Source organism: Streptomyces sp. NPDC057623 (assembly GCF_042800355.1).
Classification (GTDB): Bacteria; Actinomycetota; Actinomycetes; order Streptomycetales; family Streptomycetaceae; genus Streptomyces.
On record NZ_JBHVGZ010000121.1, the window covers coordinates 969 to 16,456 of the forward strand.

General features: G+C 69.5%; 14 protein-coding genes. 12 read left to right on the plus strand and 2 right to left on the minus strand.

Annotation, left to right across the window (positions count from 1 at the left end):
• The first annotated feature begins 158 nt into the window (after positions 1-158).
• From ruvC to relA, 8 genes are all read left to right on the plus strand, one after another.
• The gene (gene ruvC, locus ACFU95_RS48945) at positions 159-698 is read left to right on the plus strand and encodes a crossover junction endodeoxyribonuclease RuvC (RefSeq protein WP_383843721.1); all 540 of its coding nucleotides are present in this window, start codon (positions 159-161) and stop codon (positions 696-698) included.
• Positions 695-1,300: a Holliday junction branch migration protein RuvA gene (gene ruvA, locus ACFU95_RS48950; RefSeq protein WP_383843724.1), complete on the plus strand. Its 606-nt coding sequence runs from the start codon at positions 695-697 to the stop codon at positions 1,298-1,300. Before ruvC ends, ruvA begins: the two co-directional genes overlap by 4 nt.
• Positions 1,301-1,439: 139 nt before the next feature.
• A complete protein-coding gene (gene ruvB, locus ACFU95_RS48955; RefSeq protein WP_383843727.1) occupies positions 1,440-2,510 on the plus strand; it encodes a Holliday junction branch migration DNA helicase RuvB in 1,071 nt (356 codons plus the stop codon).
• Between the two features lie 175 nt (positions 2,511-2,685).
• The gene (gene yajC, locus ACFU95_RS48960) at positions 2,686-3,183 is read left to right on the plus strand and encodes a preprotein translocase subunit YajC (RefSeq protein ID WP_383843730.1); all 498 of its coding nucleotides are present in this window, start codon (positions 2,686-2,688) and stop codon (positions 3,181-3,183) included.
• Between the two features lie 133 nt (positions 3,184-3,316).
• Positions 3,317-5,068 carry a protein translocase subunit SecD gene (gene secD / locus ACFU95_RS48965; RefSeq protein ID WP_383843733.1) on the plus strand — a complete coding sequence of 584 codons (1,752 nt, stop codon included), beginning with the start codon at positions 3,317-3,319 and terminating at the stop codon, positions 5,066-5,068.
• Position 5,069: 1 nt separating this feature from the next.
• Entirely contained in the window at positions 5,070-6,194 is a 1,125-nt protein-coding gene (gene secF, locus ACFU95_RS48970; protein ID WP_383843736.1) for a protein translocase subunit SecF, read from the plus strand.
• Positions 6,191-6,730: an adenine phosphoribosyltransferase gene (locus ACFU95_RS48975; protein ID WP_383843739.1), complete on the plus strand. Its 540-nt coding sequence runs from the start codon at positions 6,191-6,193 to the stop codon at positions 6,728-6,730. Before secF ends, ACFU95_RS48975 begins: the two co-directional genes overlap by 4 nt.
• Before the next feature lie 431 nt (positions 6,731-7,161).
• Complete coding sequence (relA, locus tag ACFU95_RS48980) at positions 7,162-9,699, plus strand: GTP pyrophosphokinase (RefSeq protein ID WP_383843742.1); 2,538 nt, start codon at positions 7,162-7,164, stop codon at positions 9,697-9,699.
• Positions 9,700-9,809: 110 nt separating this feature from the next.
• Here the strand turns inward: relA and ACFU95_RS48985 are convergent, their stop codons facing one another.
• Positions 9,810-11,039, minus strand: coding sequence for a DUF349 domain-containing protein (locus ACFU95_RS48985; RefSeq protein WP_383843745.1), 1,230 nt, complete (start codon positions 11,037-11,039; stop codon positions 9,810-9,812).
• A gap of 135 nt (positions 11,040-11,174) precedes the next feature.
• Positions 11,175-11,996 (minus strand): peptidylprolyl isomerase, encoded by an 822-nt coding sequence (locus ACFU95_RS48990; RefSeq protein WP_383843748.1) that lies wholly within the window; start codon positions 11,994-11,996, stop codon positions 11,175-11,177.
• A gap of 180 nt (positions 11,997-12,176) precedes the next feature.
• Between ACFU95_RS48990 and ACFU95_RS48995 the strand changes: the two genes are divergently transcribed.
• The 4 genes from ACFU95_RS48995 to ACFU95_RS49010 all read left to right on the plus strand — a co-directional run.
• The gene (locus ACFU95_RS48995) at positions 12,177-12,887 is read left to right on the plus strand and encodes an MBL fold metallo-hydrolase (protein WP_383843751.1); all 711 of its coding nucleotides are present in this window, start codon (positions 12,177-12,179) and stop codon (positions 12,885-12,887) included.
• Between the two features lie 11 nt (positions 12,888-12,898).
• Positions 12,899-14,161 carry a histidine--tRNA ligase gene (gene hisS, locus ACFU95_RS49000; RefSeq protein ID WP_383843754.1) on the plus strand — a complete coding sequence of 421 codons (1,263 nt, stop codon included), beginning with the start codon at positions 12,899-12,901 and terminating at the stop codon, positions 14,159-14,161.
• Between the two features lie 199 nt (positions 14,162-14,360).
• Positions 14,361-15,020: a vitamin K epoxide reductase family protein gene (locus ACFU95_RS49005; RefSeq protein WP_383843756.1), complete on the plus strand. Its 660-nt coding sequence runs from the start codon at positions 14,361-14,363 to the stop codon at positions 15,018-15,020.
• 45 nt (positions 15,021-15,065) lie between these two features.
• Positions 15,066-15,488: AAA family ATPase (locus ACFU95_RS49010; protein WP_383843759.1), on the plus strand; the 423-nt coding region annotated here is incomplete at its 3' end.

The following is a 15,488-nucleotide window of genomic DNA, read 5'->3' on the forward strand; positions in this document are numbered from 1 at the left end:
CCACCGGCCCGCCGCTCTTGTCAGTGGCAGCGGATAGCCTGACGAGAGTCAAAGATCGCCGTCCAGGGCCGCAACCATCAGCTGAGGAACCCCGACGGCGCTCAGCCAGGTCCGCGAGAGCGGCGGCGGCTCAGCCGCAAAGAGGGGAGGGGCGCGGGGTGCGGGTACTGGGGGTGGACCCGGGGCTGACGCGATGCGGTGTCGGCGTGGTCGAAGGCGTCGCCGGACGCCCGCTCACCATGCTCGGCGTGGGTGTCGTACGGACGCCCGCGGACGCCGAGTTGGGGCAGCGCCTCGTCGCCATCGAGCAGGGCATCGAACAGTGGCTGGACGAGCACCGGCCCGAATGCGTCGCCGTGGAGCGGGTGTTCAGCCAGCACAACGTCCGCACGGTGATGGGCACCGCCCAGGCCAGCGCCGTCGCCATGCTCTGCGCCGCCCGCCGCGGCATCCCCGTCGCACTGCACACGCCCAGCGAGGTCAAGGCCGCGGTCACCGGCAGCGGCCGCGCCGACAAGGCCCAGGTCGGCGCCATGGTCACCCGCCTGCTGCGGCTCAGTGCCCCGCCCAAGCCGGCCGACGCCGCCGACGCCCTCGCACTCGCCATCTGCCACATCTGGCGCGCCCCCGCCCAGAACCGACTCCAGCAGGCCGTCGCCCTGCACACAGCCAAAGCACCGAAAGGCCGTACGGCATGATCGCCTTCGTCAGCGGCACAGTGGCCGCACTCGCTCCGGACGCCGCGGTGGTCGAGGTGGGCGGGGTCGGCATGTCCGTCCAGTGCACGCCGAACACCCTGTCCACCCTGCGCCTCGGCCAGCCCGCCAAGCTGCACACCTCGCTGGTCGTCCGCGAGGACTCCCTCACGCTGTACGGCTTCGCGGACGACGACGAACGCCAGACGTTCGAGCTGCTCCAGACCGCGAGCGGGGTCGGCCCCCGCCTGGCCCAGGCGATGCTGGCCGTGCACTCGCCCGACGCCCTGCGCAGAGCGGTGGCGACCGCCGACGAGAAGTCGCTCACCGCCGTCCCCGGCATCGGCAAGAAGGGGGCCCAGAAGCTGCTCCTGGAGCTGAAGGACCGCCTGGGCGAACCGATCGGCGCGCCCGCCGTCGGCGCACCGGTCACCCAGGGCTGGCGCGACCAGCTGCACGCCGCCCTGATCGGCCTCGGGTACGCGACGCGCGAGGCCGACGAGGCGGTCGCCGCCGTGGCCCCGCAGGCCGAAGCGGCCGGGGGCACGCCGCAGGTGGGCCAGTTGCTCAAGGCGGCGCTCCAGACCCTCAACAGAGCCCGCTGACCGAACGACCTGACGACACCCTCGTACGACACCCGACGCGACCCCCGAGGCACACTGCAATGCTGTGTCCTGCCGGGGGACGGCCCCCGGACCCCGGCCGACTCGATGGTCCCCGGCACACCCGGCTAGGAGAACTTCAGTGAACTGGGACGACACGACCGACACCCCCGCCGACGAGCGGCTGGTGGGCTCTGTCGCCGACCGTGAGGACCAGGCCGTCGAGTCCGCGCTGCGCCCCAAGGACCTCGGCGAGTTCATCGGCCAGGAGAAGGTCCGCGAACAGCTCGACCTCGTCCTGCGCGCCGCACGCGCGCGTGGTGCCACCGCCGACCATGTGCTGCTCTCCGGCGCCCCCGGCCTCGGCAAGACGACCCTCTCGATGATCATCGCGGCCGAGATGGGCGCCCCCATCCGCATCACCTCCGGCCCCGCCATCCAGCACGCCGGCGACCTCGCGGCGATCCTCTCCTCCCTCCAGGAAGGAGAGGTCCTCTTCCTCGACGAGATCCACCGCATGTCCCGGCCCGCCGAGGAGATGCTGTACATGGCGATGGAGGACTTCCGCGTCGACGTGATCGTCGGCAAGGGACCGGGCGCGACGGCGATCCCGCTGGAGCTGCCCCCGTTCACCCTGGTCGGCGCCACCACGCGCGCGGGCCTGCTGCCGCCCCCGCTGCGCGACCGCTTCGGCTTCACCGCGCACATGGAGTTCTACGAGCCCGCCGAGCTGGAGCGCGTCGTGCACCGCTCGGCGAACCTGCTCGACGTCGAGATCGACACCGACGGGGCCGCCGAGATCGCCGGCCGCTCCCGCGGCACACCCCGTATCGCCAACCGCCTGCTCCGCCGCGTCCGGGACTACGCCCAGGTCAAGGCCGACGGGATCATCACCAGGGACATCGCCGCGGCAGCCCTCGCCGTCTACGAGGTCGACGCCCGCGGTCTCGACCGCCTCGACCGCGGCGTCCTGGAGGCCCTGCTGAAGCTGTTCGGCGGCGGCCCGGTCGGCCTGTCCACGCTCGCGGTCGCGGTGGGGGAGGAGCGCGAGACCGTCGAGGAGGTCGCCGAACCCTTCCTCGTCCGGGAGGGCCTGCTCGCCCGCACCCCGCGCGGCCGGGTCGCCACGCCCGCCGCGTGGGCGCATCTCGGCCTGACCCCGCCACGCTCGCAAGCTGCGGGAAACGGACAACAGGACCTGTTCGGGACGTGATGGCTCCGTCACGGCGAGCACACTGGCCGGAGTAGGAACCCCGGTGCCATGCTGAGCGTTGTTCCCTGCGCGGAGACTCGCTTAGACTCCGCCGATGCCGCCTTTGTCGGCGGCACACATACCCCCAACCATCAGGCCGCTCACCATCGCGGTCGTGTGAAGGAAGTTCCGACCCGTGAGTCTCGTGACCCTCCTCCCGTTCATCGTGCTCATCGGGGCCATGTTCCTGATGACCCGGTCGGCCAAGAAGAAGCAGCAAGCGGCCGCCGACATGCGGAACCAGATGCAACCCGGATCCGGTGTCCGCACCATCGGGGGCATGTACGCCACGGTCAAGGAGGTCAGCGAGGACACCGTCCTCGTTGACGCCGGCCCGGGCGTGGAGCTCCTCTTCGCCAAGAACGCGATCGGTGCCGTCCTCTCCGACGACGAGTACAACCGCATCGTGCACGGCATCGAGCACGACCTGAAGTCCGACGTCGTCCCGGACGACGCCTCCTCCCTCACCGAGACCGACGAGCCCGCCGCTGCCGCCGACTCCGACGAGAAGCCCGTCGACCTCGGCAAGAAGGACGAGAAGGACGAGGCCGAGGAGTCTTCCGACGCCGTGTCCGCCGAGTCGAAGACGGACGACGAGCCGAAGAAGTCCGAGGGCGACGCCGACGCGAAGTAGCCATGCTCCGGGGCGCGCGGGCCACGCCTGCGCGCCCCCGGGCATGCTGAGCTCGCACGGGATCCCGACACCATGTCATGGCCGCCCGCCCCGTTGATCCGGAGCGAGGCGGCCCGAGAGGGAGTACGAGAAGGTGGCAGCACCTAAGAAGGGCCGGAGCGCGAGCGCCCAGAGCAAGCCAGGGCGCTCGCTGGCCCTCATCCTGATCGCCATCGCGGCGCTCACCGGAGGGATGTTCGTCTCGGGGCACACCAAGCCGCGACTCGGCATCGACCTCGCCGGCGGCACGAGCATCACGCTCCGCGCGGAAGCCGAGCCCGGCCAGGAATCCGCGATCAACAAGACCAACATGGACACCGCGGTCGAGATCATGGAACGCCGTGTCAATGGTCTGGGTGTCTCGGAGTCGGAGGTGCAGACCCAGGGCGACAAGAACATCATCGTCAACATTCCCAAGGGCACGAACTCCAAGGAAGCCCGGGACCAGGTCGGCACCACCGCGAAGCTCTACTTCCGCCCGGTTCTCACCACCGAGATCTCCGGCGGCGACGCGGCGGCCACCCCCTCGCCGAGCGCCTCCAGCAGCGCGTCGGGCGACTCCACCGACAAGGCGACCTCCTCCGCGTCCCCCTCCGGCTCCACCAGCCCGTCACCGAGTTCCACCACGCAGGGCCGCGCGGTCACCGACGCCCTGAAGGCCGACCCCACGCCGTCCACGGGCGCCTCCTCCAGCACCGCTCCGTCGGCGAGCAGCAGCCCCTCCGGTGACTCGGCGACCAGCGCCCTCGAAGCGCAGTACTCCGCGCTGGACTGCACGAAGAAGGCGGTCCGCGCCAAGGCCGGTGACGGCGTCAAGCCGACCGAGCCCACCGTCGCCTGCGGCCAGAACTCGCAGGGCCAGTGGCAGAAGTACATCCTCGGTCCCGCCGAGGTCGACGGCACGGACGTCGACAAGGCCCAGGCCGTCTGGAACGCGCAGAACGCCGCGGGCTGGACCGTGACCATGGACTTCACGAACGCGGGCGGCAAGAAGTTCGCCAACATCACCGGCAAGCTCGCCAAGAACCAGCCGCCGCAGAACCAGTTCGCCATCGTCCTGGACGGTGAGGTCGTCTCCGACCCCTCCGTCAGCCAGGCCCTGACGGGCGGCAACGCCGAGATCTCCGGCAACTTCACGCAGCAGTCGGCCGAGAGCCTCTCCAACATGCTGTCCTACGGCGCCCTGCCGCTGACCTTCAAGGAGGACAGCGTCACCACGGTGTCCCCGGCACTCGGCGGTGAGCAGCTGAAGGCCGGCCTCATCGCCGGTGCCATCGGCCTGGCCCTGGTCATCATCTACCTGCTGGTCTACTACCGCGGCCTGTCGATCATCGCGATCCTCTCGCTGCTGGTCTCCGCCGCCCTGACCTACACGATCATGGCGCTGCTCGGCCCGACCATCGGCTTCGCGCTGAACCTGCCGGCCGTCTGCGGTGCCATCGTCGCCATCGGCATCACTGCGGACTCGTTCATCGTGTACTTCGAACGCGTCCGTGACGAGATCCGCGAGGGCCGTTCGCTGCGCCCCGCCGTCGAGCGTGCCTGGCCGCGTGCCCGGCGCACCATCCTGGTCTCGGACTTCGTGTCGTTCCTCGCCGCCGCGGTGCTCTTCATCGTCACCGTCGGAAAGGTCCAGGGCTTCGCGTTCACGCTCGGCCTGACCACCCTGCTCGACGTGGTCGTCGTGTTCCTGTTCACCAAGCCTCTGCTGACGATCATGGCGCGCAGCAAGTTCTTCGGCAGCGGTCACAGCTGGTCCGGCCTCGACCCCAAGCGCCTGGGTGCCCAGCCGCCGCTGCGTCGTACCCGCCGTCCCTCCGCCCCCGTCGAGACGAAGGAGGCGTGAGATGTCGAAGCTCGGCAACCTCGGCGCCCGACTGCACCGTGGCGAGGTCGGCTACGACTTCGTCGGCAACCGCAAGATCTGGTACGGCCTCTCGATCCTGATCACCATCACGGCCATCGTCGGCCTGGCGGTGCGCGGCCTGAACATGGGCATCGAGTTCCAGGGCGGTGCGGTCTTCAACACCCCGAAGAACAGCGTCTCGGTCTCCCAGGCGCAGGAGTACGCGGAGAAGGCGTCCGGCCACGACGCGATCGTCCAGCAGCTCGGCAGCGGCGACAAGGCCACGTTGCGCATCCAGGTCGCCGGTATCGACACCGGCCAGGCCGACAAGGTCTCGACCCAGCTGGCCAAGGACCTGGGCGTCACGGAGAAGGACGTCACCGGAGAGCTCGTCGGCCCCAGCTGGGGTGAACAGATCGCCAACAAGGCCTGGCAGGGCCTGGGGATCTTCCTGGTCCTCGTGGTGATCTATCTGGCGATCGCGTTCGAGTGGCGCATGGCGGTCGCCGCGTTCGTCGCCCTGATCCACGACATCACGATCACGGTCGGCATCTACGCCCTCGTCGGCTTCGAGGTCACGCCGGGCACGGTGATCGGTCTGCTGACCATCCTCGGTTATTCGCTCTACGACACGGTCGTCGTCTTCGACAGCCTCAAGGAGCAGACGAAGGACATCACCAAGCAGACCCGCTGGACCTACAGCGACATCGCCAACCGCTCGATCAACAGCACGCTGGTCCGCTCCATCAACACCACGGTGGTCGCACTGCTTCCGGTGGGTTGTCTGCTCTTCATCGGCGGCGGTTTCCTCGGCGCCGGCATGCTCAACGACATCTCGCTGTCCCTGTTCGTCGGTCTCGCCGCCGGTGCGTACTCCTCGATCTTCATCGCCACGCCGCTCGTCGCCGACCTCAAGGAGCGCGAGCCGCAGATGAAGGCCCTGAAGAAGCGTGTGCTCGCCAAGCGGGCGCAGGCCGCGGCACAGGGCGACGCCCCGGACGCCCCGGACGCCGACGAGCCCTTCGACCACGAGCCGGAGGACGCCGCCGCCGCGGTCGTAGGCCCCCGCAACCAGCCCGCGTCCCGCAACAGGGGCCGTGGCCGACCCTCGGGGAAGCGCCGATGACCGAGATCAAGGAGCTCCTGCTCAGCCGTATCCGTGATGTGGCGGACTACCCGGAGCCGGGCGTGATGTTCAAGGACATCACCCCGCTTCTGGCGGACCCGGCGGCGTTCACCGCGCTCACCGACGCGCTGGCCGAGATCGCCGGGAACACCGGCGCCACGAAGATCGTCGGCCTGGAGGCCCGCGGCTTCATCCTCGGCGCCCCGGTGGCCGTCCGCGCGGGCATCGGCTTCATCCCCGTACGCAAGGCAGGCAAGCTCCCCGGAGCGACCCTCAGCCAGGCGTACGACCTGGAGTACGGCTCCGCGGAGATCGAGGTCCATGCCGAGGACCTCGCCGCGGGCGACCGCGTCCTCGTCATCGACGACGTCCTGGCCACGGGCGGCACCGCCGAGGCCTCGGTAGAGCTGATCCGCCGGGCGGGCGCCGAGGTGGCCGGCCTGGCCGTCCTGATGGAACTGGGCTTCCTCGGCGGCCGAGCCCGCCTGGAGCCGGCCCTGGCCGGAGCCCCGCTGGAGTCGCTGCTCACGGTGTGACACGAACCGCTCCGCACCGGCGGGGCATCGGACGCGCCACGTCTGCCGCGCGCCTCTGCACGAGGCGCGCGGCAGACGCGTGTTCCGGGCCGGTTCCCGACCGGCCCCGAGGGTGGTGCGGGCGCGCATTGACGCACTGTCGCCGCGGGAGCCACCACCTGGCTCGAAATGTGCGCCCCGGGAGCCGTGCGCGCCCCGCTCCGAAGGTTCGCCCGAAGGGCCCGCGCAACCCCTGCGAGAGCCGCAGGAAACGCTTGCGTCCCCCGTGCCACAGCGCGCCGACGGCCCCGCAGGAATCCGGCGGCGGCCTCCCGCGTTTCTCGGGTAGACGGCCCTCACATCGGCCTGAAGGCGATCCTGGGGCGCAGGATCGCTACCATGGGGTCTCCGGAGCCTGACCGGGGGACCCGGATCGCGCACGAGGAGCCCTCTTGCCAGACGAGGCCCAGCACCTGACCGCCGCCAAGCCCGAGTCCGCCTCGGCGCCCGCGGCGAAGCCAGCGCCGAACGCGCCGCACGCGAAGAACGACTCGCGCGGGCCGGTCGAGCACGCCCAGTCGGCGCCCGTCGACAAGCCGGCCGAGCAGACGCGACCCAAGCCTGCCCCGCCCGAGCGGCCCGTGAACACGCCCGCGGCCCGCCCATCCGCCGGTCAGCCCGCCCGCTCCGGCTCCTCCAACCGCGTCCGGGCCCGTCTCGCCCGCCTCGGCGTCCAGCGCTCCAACCCGTACAACCCGGTGCTGGAGCCGCTGCTGCGCATAGTCCGCAGCAACGATCCGAAGATCGAGACCGCCACGCTCCGCCAGATCGAGAAGGCGTACCAGGTCGCCGAGCGCTGGCACCGCGGCCAGAAGCGCAAGAGCGGCGACCCATACATCACGCACCCGCTGGCGGTCACCACCATCCTCGCCGAGCTGGGGATGGATCCGGCCACCCTGATGGCGGGCCTGCTGCACGACACCGTCGAGGACACCGAGTACGGCCTCGACCAGCTCCGCCGCGACTTCGGCGACTCCGTCGCCCTGCTCGTCGACGGTGTCACCAAGCTGGACAAGGTCAAGTTCGGCGAGGCAGCGCAGGCCGAGACCGTGCGCAAGATGGTCGTAGCCATGGCCAAGGACCCCCGTGTCCTGGTCATCAAGCTCGCCGACCGCCTGCACAACATGCGCACCATGCGCTATCTCAAGCGCGAGAAGCAGGAGAAGAAGGCGCGCGAGACGCTGGAGATCTACGCGCCGCTCGCCCACCGCCTCGGCATGAACACCATCAAGTGGGAGCTGGAGGACCTCGCCTTCGCGATCCTCTACCCCAAGATGTACGACGAGATCGTACGGCTGGTGGCCGAGCGGGCACCGAAGCGTGACGAGTACCTGGCCATAGTGACCGACGAGGTCCAGCAGGACCTGCGGGCCGCCCGCATCAAGGCGACCGTCACCGGCCGCCCGAAGCACTACTACAGCGTCTACCAGAAGATGATCGTCCGCGGCCGTGACTTCGCGGAGATCTACGACCTGGTGGGTATTCGTGTACTTGTCGACACGGTCCGCGACTGCTATGCCGCCCTCGGCACCGTGCACGCGCGATGGAACCCGGTCCCCGGCCGGTTCAAGGACTACATCGCGATGCCCAAGTTCAACATGTACCAGTCGCTGCACACGACGGTCATCGGGCCCAACGGCAAGCCGGTCGAGCTCCAGATCCGCACCTTCGACATGCACCGCCGTGCCGAGTACGGCATCGCCGCGCACTGGAAGTACAAGCAGGAGGCCGTCGCCGGCGCCTCCAAGGTCCGCAGCGACGTGCCGAAGGCCGGCAAGGGCAAGGACGACCACCTCAACGACATGGCGTGGCTGCGCCAGTTGCTGGACTGGCAGAAGGAGACCGAGGACCCGGGCGAGTTCCTGGAGTCCCTGCGCTTCGACCTCTCCCGCAACGAGGTGTTCGTCTTCACCCCCAAGGGCGACGTCATAGCGCTCCCGGCCGGGGCCACCCCGGTCGACTTCGCCTACGCCGTGCACACCGAGGTCGGCCACCGCACCATAGGAGCGCGGGTCAACGGCCGCCTCGTACCGCTCGAATCCACCCTGGACAACGGCGACTTGGTGGAGGTCTTCACCTCCAAGGCGCCCGGCGCGGGCCCCTCCCGCGACTGGCTCGGTTTCGTGAAGTCGCCGCGCGCCCGCAACAAGATCCGGGCGTGGTTCTCCAAGGAGCGCCGCGACGAGGCCATCGAGCAGGGCAAGGACGCCATCGTCCGCGCGATGCGCAAGCAGAACCTGCCGATCCAGCGCATCCTCACCGGCGACTCCCTGGTCACACTCGCGCACGAGATGCGTTACGCCGACATCTCCGCGCTGTACGCGGCGATCGGCGAGGGCCATGTCTCCGCGCAGAACATCGTGCAGAAGCTCGTCCAGGCCCTCGGCGGCGAGGAAGCCGCCACGGAGGAGATCGACGAGTCGGTCCCGCCGGCCCGCGGCCGCAGCCGCAAGCGCCGCTCCAGCGCCGACCCGGGCGTCATCGTCAAGGGCGTCGAGGACGTGTGGGTCAAGCTGGCCCGCTGCTGTACGCCCGTGCCCGGCGACCCGATCATCGGCTTCGTCACGCGTGGTAGCGGAGTATCGGTTCACCGCAGCGACTGTGTGAACGTGGAGTCACTGTCCCGTGAGCCCGAGCGCATCCTCGAGGTCGAGTGGGCGCCCACCCAGTCCTCGGTCTTCCTGGTCGCCATCCAGGTCGAGGCCCTGGACCGCTCCCGGCTCCTCTCCGACGTCACCCGCGTCCTGTCCGACCAGCACGTCAACATCCTCTCCGCGGCGGTCCAGACCTCCCGCGACCGCGTCGCCACCTCCCGCTTCACCTTCGAGATGGGCGACCCGAAGCACCTCGGGCACGTCCTGAAGGCGGTCAGGGGAGTGGAAGGCGTCTACGACGTGTACCGCGTGACGTCGGCGCGCAGCCGGTCGTAGGACTCGACGAGCGCGTATGCCCACGACGACCTCGTGGGCATACGACGAGAAGGGCCCCGTACTTCGCGTACGGGGCCCTTCTCGTCGTAAGGCTGTCGTCCGGCCGGGTCTCAGCCGCCGAACTCCTCCAGGCCCTTCAGGGCCTGGTCCAGCAGCGCCTGGCGTCCTTCCAGCTCACGCTCCAGCTTGTCGGCCTTGGCGTTGTTGCCCTGGCCGCGTGCCTGCTCGATCTGTCCCCGGAGCTTGTCCACGGCGGCCTGGAGCTGGCCGGTCAGCCCCTCGGCACGCGCGCGTGCCTCCGGGTTGGTCCGGCGCCACTCGGTCTCCTCGGCGTCCTGGAGGGCCCGCTCGACGGCGTGCATCCGGCCCTCGACCTTGGGCCGGGCGTCGCGCGGCACGTGGCCGATGGCCTCCCAGCGCTCGTTGATCGAGCGGAAGGCGGCGCGCGCGCCCTTCAGGTCGCCGATCGGCAGGAGCTTCTCGGCCTCCTCGGCCAGCTCCTCCTTCAGCTTCAGGTTCTCGGACTGCTCGGCGTCGCGCTCGGCGAAGACCGAGCTGCGGGCCGCGAAGAAGATGTCCTGGGCGCCGCGGAAGCGGTTCCACAGGTCGTCCTCGTGCTCGCGCTGGGCGCGGCCCGCGGCCTTCCATTCCGACATCAGGTCGCGGTAGCGAGCCGCCGTCGGACCCCAGTCGGTCGACCCGGACAGGGACTCGGCCTCGGTGACCAGCCGCTCCTTGGTCTTGCGAGCCTCTTCGCGCTGCGCGTCCAGCTGCGCGAAGTGCGCCTTGCGGCGCTTGGAGAACGCCGACCGGGCGTGTGAGAAGCGGTGCCACAGCTCGTCGTCCGACTTGCGGTCGAGCCGCGGCAGGCCCTTCCAGGTGTCCACCAGAGCCCGCAGCCGTTCACCCGCGGCCCGCCACTGGTCGGACTGCGCCAACTCCTCGGCCTCGGTGACCAGCGACTCCTTGGAGTGACGCGCCTCGTCCGACTGCTTCGCCCGCTGCTGCTTGCGCTCCTCGCGCCGCTTGTCGACCGTCTCGACCAGCTTGTCCAGCCGGGTCTTCAGGGCCTCCAGATCGCCGACCGCGTGATGGGCGTCGACCTGCTCACGAATGTGGTCGATCGCGGTCTGGGCGTCCTTTGCCGACAGGTCGGTGGTCTTCACCCGCTTCTCGAGGAGGCCGATCTCGACAACCAGGCCCTCGTACTTGCGCTCGAAATAGGCCAGCGCCTCTTCGGGGGTGCCGGCCTGCCAGGAACCGACGACCTGCTCGCCCTCGGCCGTACGCACGTACACGGTCCCCGTCTCGTCGACGCGGCCCCACGGGTCGCTGCTCACAGCGCCTCCTCCACATGATGCCTGCGAGGGGCTCGTGTTCCCCCGGGCATCGTCCACAGTTTCGTCACGGCCAACATAGGCGACCGGCGGGTTGCCTGTCCGCATCCCGCGCGACCGAAATTTCGCAGTTGGGGGTCAGGATTTGGTGACCGTCGCCTTGTTGATGACCACCGTCGCGTTCGGCGCCCCGTCGCCCTGGCCGGTGCTCTCTCCGGCGTCGGCAATCTTCTTGAGTACCTTCATGCCGGATTCGGAAACGGTACCGAACGGTGTGTAGCTCGGCGGGAGCTGACTGTCCTGGTACACGAGGAAGAACTGGCTGCCGCCGGAGTTCTTCTGCCCGGTGTTCGCCATCGCGATGGTGCCCGCCGGATAGATGTTGTTCTTGAGGCTTTTGTCCTTCAGGTTCTCGTCCGGGATGTTGTACCCGGGACCGCCCGTTCCGGTGCCCGTCGGGTCGCCGCACTGGAGCACGTAGATGCCGTTGGTGGTGAGCCGGTGGCACTTGGAGTGGTCGAAGTAGCCCTTGCCGGCGAGGAAGTCGAACGAGTTCACGGTGTGCGGCGCGGCCGACGCCTTCAGCGCGATGTCTATGTCACCGCACGTCGTCGCGAGCTTCATCGTGTACTTCGCCGACTTGTCGACGGTCAGCGCCGGCTCCTTCTTCCAGGTCGCCGTCCTGACCTTGCCCTCGGCGGGCTTCTCGCACGGGTCCGGGGCCTTGCTGGGCGTCGCGCTGGGCGTGACCTCCGCGCCCGCGTTCTCCTTGCTGTCGTCGTCCCCCTTGAGGACGCCGGTCGTGTACAGCGCGAGGCTGCCGATGACGATGACGCCGAGCACCGACGCGATCACCGAGTTGCGCATGCGCGTCTTGCGTCGGGCGACCGTGCGCCGCTGCTGCTGTCGCAAGAACTTCTCCCGGGCGAGCTGACGCCGCCGCTGTTCCTGGCTGACCACCGGGTTCTCTCCTCATGCGTCGTGTGTGTCGACCGGTACGCGTGCGTGCGGTGAGCCGACTGCCTGCGTGTGCCCCGTACCGTATATGGGTTCGCTGAGGAATCGGCAGCGCCGGTAGGCTCTGACCACAGGCGGAGCCCGCCGACAAACCACTCGTGTCGACACAAACGAAGGACGATCGTGCTCATTGCCGGGTTCCCCGCCGGGGCCTGGGGGACGAACTGTTATCTCGTCGCCCCCGCCGCCGGTGAGGAGTGCGTGATCATCGACCCGGGCCACGAAGCGGCCCCCGGAGTCGAGGAAGCACTGAAGAAGCATCGGCTCAAGCCCGTCGCCGTCGTCCTCACCCATGGCCATCTCGACCACGTGGCCTCGGTCGTCCCGGTGTGCGGCGCGCACGACGTGCCGGCCTGGATCCACCCCGAGGACCGGTACATGATGAGCGACCCCGAGAAGGCGCTCGGCCGCTCCATCGGCATGCAGCTGATGGGCGAACTGACCATCGGGGAACCGGACGACGTCAAGGAGCTGACCGACGGCGCGAGGCTGGAACTGGCGGGGATGGAACTCTCCGTCGCGCACGCGCCCGGCCATACCAGGGGGTCGGTGACCTTCGGCCTGCCCGAGACGACGGACATCCCGCCGATCCTCTTCTCGGGCGACCTGCTGTTCGCCGGCTCCATCGGACGCACCGACCTGCCCGGCGGTGACATGGCCGAGATCCTCGACTCGCTGGCCCGCGTGTGCCTGCCCCTCGACGACTCGACCGTGGTGCTGTCCGGCCACGGCCCCCAGACGACCATCGGCCAGGAGCGCGCCACCAACCCCTATCTGCGGCAGGTGGCCGCCGGCCCGGGAGCGCACGCCGACGCTCCCCGACGAGGAATGTGACGAGACCTTCCGTGAGCACCTTCAAGGCCCCCAAGGGCACGTACGACCTGATCCCGCCGGACTCCGCCAAGTTCCTGGCCGTCCGTGAGGCGATCGCGGCTCCCCTGCGCAACTCCGGCTACGGCTACGTCGAGACGCCCGGCTTCGAGAGCGTCGAGCTGTTCGCGCGCGGTGTCGGCGAGTCCACCGACATCGTGACCAAGGAGATGTACGCCTTCGAGACCAAGGGCGGCGACAAGCTCGCCCTGCGCCCCGAAGGCACGGCCTCGGTCCTGCGCGCGGCCCTGGAGGCCAACCTGCACAAGGCGGGCAACCTCCCGGTCAAGCTCTGGTACTCGGGCTCGTACTACCGCTACGAGCGCCCCCAGAAGGGCCGCTACAGGCACTTCTCCCAGGTCGGCGCCGAGGCGATCGGAGCCGAGGACCCGGCGCTGGACGCCGAGTTGATCATCCTGGCCGACCAGGCGTACCGCTCGCTGGGCCTCAGCGACTTCCGCATCCTGCTGAACAGCCTGGGCGACAAGGAGTGCCGCCCGGTGTACCGAGCGGCGCTCCAGGACTTCCTGCGCGGCCTGGACCTGGACGAGGACACCCTTCGCCGCGCGGAGATCAACCCGCTGCGCGTGCTCGACGACAAGCGCGAGTCGGTCCAGAAGCAGCTGGGGGACGCCCCGCTGCTGCGCGACTACCTCTGCGACGCCTGCAAGACGTACCACGAGGAGGTCCGCGAGCTGATCACGGCGGCCGGAGTCTCCTTCGAGGACGACCCGAAGCTGGTGCGCGGCCTGGACTACTACACGCGTACCACCTTCGAGTTCGTCCACGACGGTCTGGGATCCCAGTCCGCGGTGGGCGGCGGCGGCCGTTACGACGGCCTGTCCGAGATGATCGGCGGCCCCGCGCTGCCGTCCGTCGGCTGGGCGCTCGGCGTCGACCGCACGGTGCTCGCGCTGGAGGCGGAGGGAGTGGAGCTCGAACTCCCCGCGTCCACCAGCGTGTTCGCCGTCCCGCTCGGCGAGGAGGCCCGCCGGGTCCTGTTCGCCAAGGTCACCGAGCTGCGCAAGAACGGCATCGCGGCGGACTTCTCCTACGGCGCCAAGGGCCTCAAGGGCGCCATGAAGAACGCCAACCGCAGCGGTGCCCGCTACACGATCGTGGCCGGCGAACGTGACCTCGCCGAGGGCGTCGTCCAGCTCAAGGACATGGAGTCCGGTGAGCAGGCGGCCGTCGGCGTCAACGAGATCGTGGCGGAGCTGGAAGCCCGACTGGGCTGAAATTCCGGAGCGCTGAATTCCGCAGGGCGGGGACCGCTTGGTCCCCGCCCTGCGCCGTCCGGTCGGTGTCCTGAACCGAATGCCTTTGGGGAGTCGCGGGCTTTTCCTTATGTCCGGCGAACGGCGGGCACGCGTGTGTGTACGGCACAATGTGCCCTGTCCGGGGAAGGTCCAACTCTCAAGTGGCGGAATCGGCGTGATGAGCAAGACGACAGTCAAAGACGTCTCCACCGAGCCCGAGCCGGAGCGTGCCGAAGCACCTCCCCGATCGCTGGGCGGCAGCCGTGCGTTCGCCCTGCTGCTGGTGATCACCGGCGCGGCCGGACTGCTCGCCGCGTGGGTCATCACGATCGACAAGTTCAAGATCCTCGAGGCCGAGATCGCGGGGACGACCTTCACACCCGGTTGCAGCCTCAACCCCATCGTGTCCTGCGGCAGCGTCATGCAGAGCAAGCAGGCGTCCGTCTTCGGGTTCCCCAACCCGATGCTCGGCCTCGTCTGCTACGGCATCGTCATCGGCGTCGGCATGAGCCTGCTCGCCGGTGCCCGTTTCCCGCGCTGGTACTGGCTGACCTTCAACTTCGGCACCCTCTTCGGCGTCGGCTTCTGCACCTGGCTGATGTACCAGTCGCTGTACAACATCGGCGCGCTCTGCCTGTGGTGCTCGCTGGCCTGGGTGGCCACGCTCACCATGTTCTGGTACGTGACCTCGTTCAACGTCCGCAACGGCTTCCTGCCCGCCCCGCGCCCGCTGAAGAACTTTTTCGCCGAGTTCACCTGGGTACTCCCGGTGACCCACTGCGGTGTCATCGCCATGCTCATCCTGACCCGCTGGGGCAGCCAGCTCTGGGCCGCCTGACCCGCTCGGAGCCCGATGTCAGTGCGGTGATTTAGGGTTTCCTGCGTGGAGCCCGACCTGTTCACCGCCGCAGCAGAAGAACGCCAGGAGAAGGACCCCGCGGGGAGTCCCCTGGCGGTGCGCATGCGCCCGCGCACCCTCGACGAGGTCGTGGGCCAGCAGCACCTGCTGAAGCCGGGCTCGCCCCTGCGCCGACTCGTCGGCGAGTCCGGCGGCGGCCCCGCCGGACCCTCCTCGGTGATCCTCTGGGGTCCGCCGGGCACCGGCAAGACCACCCTGGCCTACGTCGTCTCCAAGGCCACCAACAAGCGCTTCGTCGAGCTGTCCGCCATCACCGCCGGGGTGAAGGAGGTCCGCGCGGTCATCGACGGCGCCCGCCGCGCCACCGGCGGCTTCGGCAAGGAGACCGTCCTCTTCCTCGACGAGATCCACCGCTTCAGCAAGGCCCAGCAGGACTCCCTCCTCCCG